Origin of the sequence: Acinetobacter sp. C13 (assembly GCF_016809775.1) — a bacterium.
In the GTDB taxonomy this organism is placed as follows: domain Bacteria; phylum Pseudomonadota; class Gammaproteobacteria; order Pseudomonadales; family Moraxellaceae; genus Acinetobacter; species Acinetobacter pittii.
On sequence record NZ_JAFBJL010000011.1, the window covers coordinates 1 to 8,249 of the forward strand.

6 protein-coding genes and 1 pseudogene are annotated in these 8,249 nt (G+C 37.0%); 5 read left to right on the forward strand and 2 right to left on the reverse strand.

Annotated elements, in window-relative coordinates:
- The first annotated feature begins 480 nt into the window (after nt 1–480).
- From JGE69_RS17900 to JGE69_RS17920, 5 genes are all read left to right on the forward strand, one after another.
- Nucleotides 481–1,014 (forward strand): fimbrial protein, encoded by a 534-nt coding sequence (locus tag JGE69_RS17900; protein ID WP_000731817.1) that lies wholly within the window; start codon nt 481–483, stop codon nt 1,012–1,014.
- Between the two features lie 86 nt (nt 1,015–1,100).
- On the forward strand, nt 1,101–1,835 hold the full coding sequence (locus JGE69_RS17905) for a molecular chaperone (protein ID WP_000774083.1): 735 nt from the start codon (nt 1,101–1,103) through the stop codon (nt 1,833–1,835).
- A 58-nt stretch (nt 1,836–1,893) separates the two neighbouring features.
- A complete protein-coding gene (locus JGE69_RS17910) occupies nt 1,894–4,452 on the forward strand; it encodes a fimbria/pilus outer membrane usher protein (RefSeq protein WP_060465627.1) in 2,559 nt (852 codons plus the stop codon).
- Entirely contained in the window at nt 4,449–5,459 is a 1,011-nt protein-coding gene (locus JGE69_RS17915; protein ID WP_060465628.1) for a fimbrial protein, read from the forward strand. The genes JGE69_RS17910 and JGE69_RS17915 overlap by 4 nt, the downstream gene beginning before the upstream one ends.
- Before the next feature lie 112 nt (nt 5,460–5,571).
- Nucleotides 5,572–6,543: a DUF4882 family protein gene (locus JGE69_RS17920; protein ID WP_199112562.1), complete on the forward strand. Its 972-nt coding sequence runs from the start codon at nt 5,572–5,574 to the stop codon at nt 6,541–6,543.
- Nucleotides 6,544–6,600: 57 nt separating this feature from the next.
- Here the strand turns inward: JGE69_RS17920 and JGE69_RS17925 are convergent, their stop codons facing one another.
- Both JGE69_RS17925 and JGE69_RS17930 read right to left on the reverse strand, forming a co-directional pair.
- A complete protein-coding gene (locus tag JGE69_RS17925) occupies nt 6,601–7,710 on the reverse strand; it encodes an S-(hydroxymethyl)glutathione dehydrogenase/class III alcohol dehydrogenase (RefSeq protein ID WP_199112560.1) in 1,110 nt (369 codons plus the stop codon).
- Between the two features lie 228 nt (nt 7,711–7,938).
- A pseudogene (locus JGE69_RS17930) lies at nt 7,939–8,249 on the reverse strand (phage capsid protein); the annotation flags it as partial.

The following is an 8,249-nucleotide window of genomic DNA, read 5'->3' on the forward strand; positions in this document are numbered from 1 at the left end:
TATCGCAACTTATTTCTGTAATAAGTTTGATGAAAGAGTGATTTGTCGAATTCATCGCATGTTTTGATGAATTGATTGATGAGCCACTCTTTTTTCATAAAAAATGACTATTTATATGTTTTTCCTATATACATATACAGAATTTATTCTATATAATTGTATTCTAAGAATTTAAGATTATTTTTCACTTAATTTTTTTAATTCTTTTTCTATTTACATTGTGTTCTTATGTAAATTGCCTATAACAGTCACAAAGCCTTTCTATAAAACAAAAAAACTTTTATAAACAATAATATGGCCATTTGTAGGACCTCATATAATCCAATTAAATCATGTGATTCAATTAAAATTATGAAAAAATAATGTGATATAGTTTGCATTTTGTTTGGAAAGTGTTAGCATTGTTACATTACTTTTCAAGATGTCACACACTGGAAAAGTAAGGAATTAAACTTTATATCCAGACTTTTGAGAAACACTATGAAAAAACTTGCTTTAATCGCTGCTCTTTCGGTTGTAGGGATTGCGAATGCTCAAGCTGCTGATGGTACAATTACAATTAATGGTTTAGTTACAGATAAAACTTGTGACATCGTTACCCCTGCTGGTAAAGACTTCACAGTTACTCTTCCAACTGTTTCTAAACAAACTTTAGCTGTTGCTGGTGATGTTGCTGGTCGTACTCCTTTCCAAATTAAATTAGCTAACTGTTCTGAAGGTAAAGTAGCTACTTACTTCGAACCAGGTGCTAACGTTGACTTTAATACTGGTCGTTTACTTAACAAAGATGCTACTGGTGCTAAAAACGTTAACGTTCAACTTTTAGGTAGCAACAACAACTTCATCCCAGTTCTTGCTGCTGGTGCAAACGGTGCTCAAGCTAACTCTCAATGGGTTGACGTAGCTGCAGCTGGTAGCGCAGACCTTAACTACTATGCTGAATACTATGCAACTGGCGCTTCTACTGCTGGTAAAGTAAATACTTCTGTTCAATACACAATTATCTATCAATAATTAATTGATGGTGGGGTTTCTGTGTTCGCATAGAAGCCCTTGTTTTGTGGCGCTTTCCCGAATCTTTCTTGGTTGTGAATTCTGAAATGAAATTGAACAGTTATAATTTTTTGTTAGGTCTGGCATTTGCTTCAGCAGTTGTTGCACCTGCTACTCAAGCAGAAATTGTAATTCATGGTACTCGTGTGATTTATCCTTCGGATGCTCGCGAAGTTACACTACAAGTTAGTAATAACGGTTCAAAACCAGCACTTGTCCAGGCATGGCTTGATGAAGGCGACTCAAAAAGCACACCGGATCAATCAAAAGTTCCTTTTATGATTGCTCCTCCTATTTCTCGTGTTGAAGCAACAAAAAGTCAGACGCTTCGTATTACTGCTTTGCCAACGGCTTCTCAGCTAAATCAAAAGCAAGAAACAGTTTTGTGGTTGAATGTTTTGGATATTCCTCCAAGACCAACATCAAAAGGCGAAAATGCGACTCCTGATAATTTTCTGCAATTAGCAATTCGTTCACGAATTAAATTCTTCTATCGCCCAGCTTCAATTAAAGAAGATGCGAATTTAGCAGCTGATAAGCTTCAATGGGTTAAATCTGGTCAAAATTTAAAGGTAAAAAATCCAACGCCTTTTCATATCACAATGACTTCTGTTTATCAGAAGGTTGGTGATAAAAAAGTTGATTTGTTACCTCAAGGGTTAATGATTAAACCTTTTTCTGAAGAGTCTGTTCAGCTTAAGAATGGCAATCTTCAAGATATGAGTTTTATGAATGTCAATGACTACGGTGGTCGAGTCGAACACCAAATAAAACTTCAGTAATCAGATTTATCTTTTTAATAAATTTAAGCACCTATTATGTGAGTAGGCGGACTTAGTTATGCCAAAAAAAAGGCAAGAATCTTATAAATTATTAAAACGCCATATTTGTTATTACTTGGCTTCTGGTGTTGTCACAATGACAATGCCTGTATTCGTGCATGCTGAAGAAACAGCCGCGAGTGCACCAGTGGAAGCTGAATTTGATTCTGCTTTTTTAATTGGTGATGCACAAAAAGTTGATATTTCTCGGTTTAAATATGGTAATCCTGTTTTACCGGGCGAATATAACGTTGACGTTTATGTAAATGGCCAATGGTTTGGCAAACGTCGCATGTTTTTTAAAGCATTAGATCCAAATAAAAATGCTGTAACGTGTTTTACTGGAAATAATCTTCTTGAATATGGTGTAAAACAAGAAGTTCTATCGCAGCACACTACCCTCCAAAAAGAAAATAGTAGTTGTTATAAGATTGAAGAATGGGTTGAAAATGCATTTTATGAGTTTGATACCTCTCGTTTACGTGTAGATATTTCCATTCCACAAGTTGCTTTGCAAAAAAATGCGCAAGGCTATGTCGACCCAAGTGTATGGGATCGTGGTATTAATGCTGGATTTTTATCTTATAACGGTAGTGCATATAAGACTTTTAATCAATCTGGCGATATACGCGAAACTTCAAATGCGTTTATGGGAGTGACTGCTGGGCTAAATTTAGCTGGATGGCAATTACGTCATAATGGCCAGTGGCAATGGCAAGATACCCCTCCCGAAAATCAATCTAAATCAAGCTACGAAGAAACGAGTACATATTTACAAAGAGCTTTCCCTAAATATCGCGGTGTCTTAACACTAGGTGATAGTTTTACAAATGGCGAAATATTTGATTCATATGGTTATCGCGGTATTGATTTTTCAAGTGATGATCGAATGTTGCCAAATAGTATGGTGGGTTATGCTCCACGTATTCGTGGTAATGCTAAAACCAATGCAAAGGTTGAAGTTCGCCAACAAGGTCAACTTATCTATCAAACAACAGTAGCACCAGGTAACTTTGAAATTAATGACCTTTACCCTACTGGTTTTGGTGGAGAAATTGAAGTTTCTGTTATCGAAGCGAATGGGGAAATACAGAAATTTGCTGTGCCTTATGCATCTGTTGTGCAGATGCTACGCCCTGGCATGAACCGTTATGCTTTAACTATTGGTCAGTTCCGTGATTCAGATATTGATATTGATCCTTGGGTTGTTCAAGGTAAATATCAACAAGGGATTAATAATTACCTAACAGGTTATACAGGCATACAAGCAACTGAAAATTATGCCGCTATACTGTTGGGTGCCGCTTTTGCTACACCAATTGGTGCCGTGGCATTAGATATTACCCACTCTGAAGCTGAATTTGAAAAACAGTCTTCACAGTCAGGACAAAGTTTCCGTTTAAGTTATAGCAAGTTAATTACTCCAACCAACACAAACTTAACACTAGCAGCTTATCGTTACTCAACAGAAAACTTCTATAAATTACGTGATGCTCTACAGATTCGTGATTTTGAAGAAAAAGGCATTAATACCTACTCTGCTGGTCGTCAACGTAGTGAATTCCAAATTACCTTAAACCAAGGATTACCTGAAGGCTGGGGTAACTTTTATGTAGTAGGTTCGTGGGTAGATTATTGGAACCGTAGTGAAAGTACTAAACAATATCAGGTTGGGTACAGTAATAACTTCCATGGTTTAACTTATGGTTTATCTGCAATTAACCGTAAAGTTGAATATGGCTCAACCAATCAAACACACGATACTGAATATTTAATGACATTATCGTTCCCGATTGATTTCAAGAAGAATTCAGTCAACGTTAACGTTACTGCTTCTGAAGACAGTCGTACTGTTGGTGCAAGTGGCATGGTTGGAGATCGCTTTAGCTACGGCGCTTCAATGTCACATCAAGACTATTCAAATCCATCATTTAACGTAAATGGACGTTATCGTACTAACTATACAACTGTTGGCGGATCATATAGTGTGGCTGATTCTTACCAACAAGCGATGGTTAGCTTAACTGGTAGTGTAGTTGCACATTCAGAAGGTGTTTTATTTGGACCTGAACAAGGTCAAACAATGGTACTTGTGCATGCACCAGAAGCCGCTGGAGCAAAAGTTAATAATGCTGTTGGTTTAAGCGTAAATAAGGCGGGTTATGCAGTAGTTCCTTATGTTACTCCGTACCGTCTTAATGACATTACCCTTGACCCACAAGAAATGTCGAGCCAAGTAGAGCTAGAAGAAACTAGTCAACGTATTGCGCCTTTTGCTGGTGCAATTGCTAAAGTAGATTTTGCGACCAAAACAGGTTATGCAGTTTACATTAATAGTAAAACTGCTGATGGCAACAGTTTACCGTTTGCTGCTCAAGTCTTTAATCAGAAAGATGAAGCTGTAGGTATTGTTGCTCAAGGTAGTATGATTTACTTACGTACCCCACTTGCTCAAGATCGTCTCTATGTGAAATGGGGTGACGAAAGCAATGAACGTTGTTCAGTTGAGTACAACATTAGTAATCAGTTGCAAAATAAGCAACAAAGCATGGTAATGACTGAGGCTGTCTGCAAATGAAAAGAATATTATTAACAGGTTTCTTATTTACGGCTGGTCTTGGTATATATGGCGGAGCTAATGCTTCGTGCATTATAACTAATTATCAAGCAAATGATGTCCTTATGAGTGTGGGGCGTGTAGTTGTAAGACCCACTGATCCAGTGGGTACAATATTAAGAAAAGCAACTTTTCCTATTAGTGATAAAGGCACTCTAGCGATATCTTGTGATAGTTATGATAGGGCGATTGCTGAATTAACTCAAGCTTACCCTTTAAGCTCTTTAGGCAATAGCATTTATACTACTAATATTCCCGGCATTGGTATTCGCCTATATCGTGAAGCAGAAAATAACACTAATTTTTCTGGTTATTATCCTTATGTACGTGGTGGAATATCCGGTAGACGTTTTTTAGCACCAGGTTACTTTGTTGTGGAAATCATTAAAATTGCCCCACAAACGGGTTCTGGGACATTAGTACCAGGCAGATATAGTAGTTATTATATCCGTGGCTATCCAGATAAACCCTTCTTAACAAGTACTGTTAATGCTAATGCAATTACTATTGCTTCTTCTTCATGTGAAATTCAAGGTAATATTAATAAAGTTGTACAGCTTCCGACCGTTACAAAGGCTGGTTTCAAAGGCGTTGGTTCTACTCAAGGTGAACAAACCTTTGATATGAACCTCTTATGTAATGGTGGTACAAGTCCAGCAGGTTATGAACAGAAAAACACTATTAGTTTAAGTTATGACTTTACCCAAGACGGCACAAATAGCCAGGTATTGGCAAATACGGCTGCTACGTCTGAAAAAGCCAATGGTGTCGGTGTGCAGTTACTCTGGAATTATCAAAATAAAAATCAAGTCATCAAAAAAGGCGATAAATTAGCTTTAGGTTCATTGTCTTCTAATCAGATACTTCAATATAACGTACCGATGACTGCCCGCTACTATCAAACAGCAACAAATGTGACTGCTGGTAAAGTTCGTGCAATGGCTACTGTAACTATTGAATATGATTAATCATATTCAATAGTTTATAAACCCAATAATTTCAAATACATAAATATTAATAATAAATTTTACTTTAACACTACTTTCTAAAAATTTAACTCTTAACTCGATAGGAATATTTATGAAAAAAATAGGTATAGTTGCTGTTAGTGCAGTGACATTATGTTGGGCTATGTATGAGGTATCTTCTGACAATACGACTACCGTATCGCAGAATGAATCTAGCCAAAAAGTAGCATCTAAAAGCATTTCATCCACTACAAAGAATGAAAAGTTAGCGTCTCAATCCCTCTTGGCTCAAACTACCTCCCTTGATTCCTCTGCCCCAGTCTGCAAATATAATTTTGATGCAACTCAAGAAGATTTCGATGTATGGAATAATGAATACCCTGATTTTCCTACGAAAATATTCCCATCGATAAATGGTCAAAAATTTAGTCTTAAAGTGGAACCTAGGCCAGAAAGTGAGTATGGCTACGTAGATTATGTAGCTACAAGTAAAGCTAGTTTTAATTCTACTAATGAAATTGGTGATTTAACGATACCTCACACCGGTATTATTGCATTTGAAATGGAACTTAAAATTCCTACATCAACTCTTGGGAGTTCATCACTTGGAAATTCTACTTCTTACTCCTCTAGCATAGGATTTAGTGGTGTAACAAATAATGGTTATACAATTAGATCCAACTATTGGTTTAATATGGGTACTTATGATCCAGATTTTGGTGAGAATCCTGCTAGATTAAAATATTATGTAACTTATCGACTTAGTGATAATAGTGGGCCTGACAATCCATATTATAAAGGTCAAAACATGACAAATAATTCAAATGAATATCAAAGATTAGGGGTGTATATTAATCAGAACACTAAGCAGATTGGCTTTATTGTAAATGGTGTTGATCAGGGTTATCAATCTACTTTACCTGCTCCACTAGAGAATATAGGTTTTTCTGTCTCAAGCAGTATAGGAATATATTCTAATCAATTATTTGGACAAGAATTATTTAATGAACTCATTACTGACCGTAATGCGCTACAGTTTAACTACCCTCAGGGTACAACAGACATGTGTGGTAATGCCATTTAAGATATAAAACTATAAGTGGTAAAAAAGGGCTGAATCACAGCCCTTTTTTTATTTCATTTAAAAGTGAATGACAGTACGAATTGATTTACCTTCGTGCATTAAATCAAAAGCGGTATTAATGTCTTGTAAAGGCATGGTATGCGTTACAAAAGGTTCAAGTTGAATCTCACCTTTCATGGCATCTTCGACCATTTTAGGAAGTTGTGAACGGCCTTTTACCCCACCAAAAGCAGTACCTAACCATTTACGGCCTGTCACTAGCTGGAATGGGCGTGTCGAAATTTCTTGGCCTGCACCAGCTACACCAATAATAACAGATTGCCCCCAACCACGATGTGCGCACTCTAGAGCCGAGCGCATAACATTGACATTACCAATACATTCAAATGAATGATCTACACCCCAGCCTGTCATTTCTACAATCACTTGCTGAATAGGTTGGTCATAATCTTTTGGATTCAAGAAATCTGTAGCACCAAACTGTTTAGCAAGTTCAAATTTATCTGGGTTTGTATCTACGACAATAATACGCCCTGCTTTCACTTGACGTGCACCTTGTACAACAGCCAAACCAATACCGCCCAGACCAAATACAGCAACTGAATCACCTTCTTGTACTTTGGCTGTATTATGTACGGCGCCAATACCAGTTGTCACACCACATCCAAGTAAACAAACTTGTTCGTGATTTGCTTCAGGATTGATTTTAGCCAAAGAGACTTCTGCAACTACCGTATATTCACTAAAGGTTGAACAACCCATGTAATGGTAAATCGGTTCGCCGTTATATGAAAAACGTGTGGTTCCATCCGGCATTACACCTTTACCTTGAGTAGCACGTACCGCAACACACAGGTTAGTTTTTCCAGATTTACAGAATAAACACTCTTTACATTCAGCCGTATAAAGTGGAATCACATGGTCACCAGGTTTAACGCTTGTTACGCCCTCACCCACTTCAACCACAACACCTGCGCCTTCATGACCTAAGATGGCAGGAAAAACACCTTCTGGGTCATCTCCAGATAATGTAAAAGCATCGGTATGACATACCCCTGTATGGGTAATTTTTATTAAAACTTCACCCGCTTGAGGTGGTGCAACATCAACTTCAACAATTTCTAAAGGTTTTCCTGGGGCAAAGGCGACAGCTGCACGAGATTTCATCTTTGGGTTTCCTTTAAATCATTCGGTATTTATAGTCGAGCAAAATAGATTATATATCGATAATACAAGAGCTTAATTTTGCTTAAATTAAAATTGGCTTTCATGACAATCCATCACAGCATAGCCAGTCAGATACATCTAAGCAAGCCTACATTTAAAAAAGAAGAAAACCTCTTACTTGAAGAGGTTTCTTATCAAATCATTATCTTATAAGCAGCTTGTTTTTACTTATAGGTAAATATCTGGTGGATATGGTGTGTTATCACTAATTGGAGCATAAAGCGTATTTTCAACAAAGAAGCCATTTGGAGCTTGAGTAGTATCAATTGTAATTGAATCATACATAACTTGTGGATATGCCCAGATAAATTGCTTCATTAACCCTAAAGAAACATTATTCTTCATATCACCAAAAATTCGTTGCCAAATGGGTGTTCGATATGGCTTTGTTTTATCAAATCCATATATGTAAGCAATAGATGCATCGGGAACGAATCCGGATAAATAAATGACTTTATTGGCAGGATAGCTTAGACCTT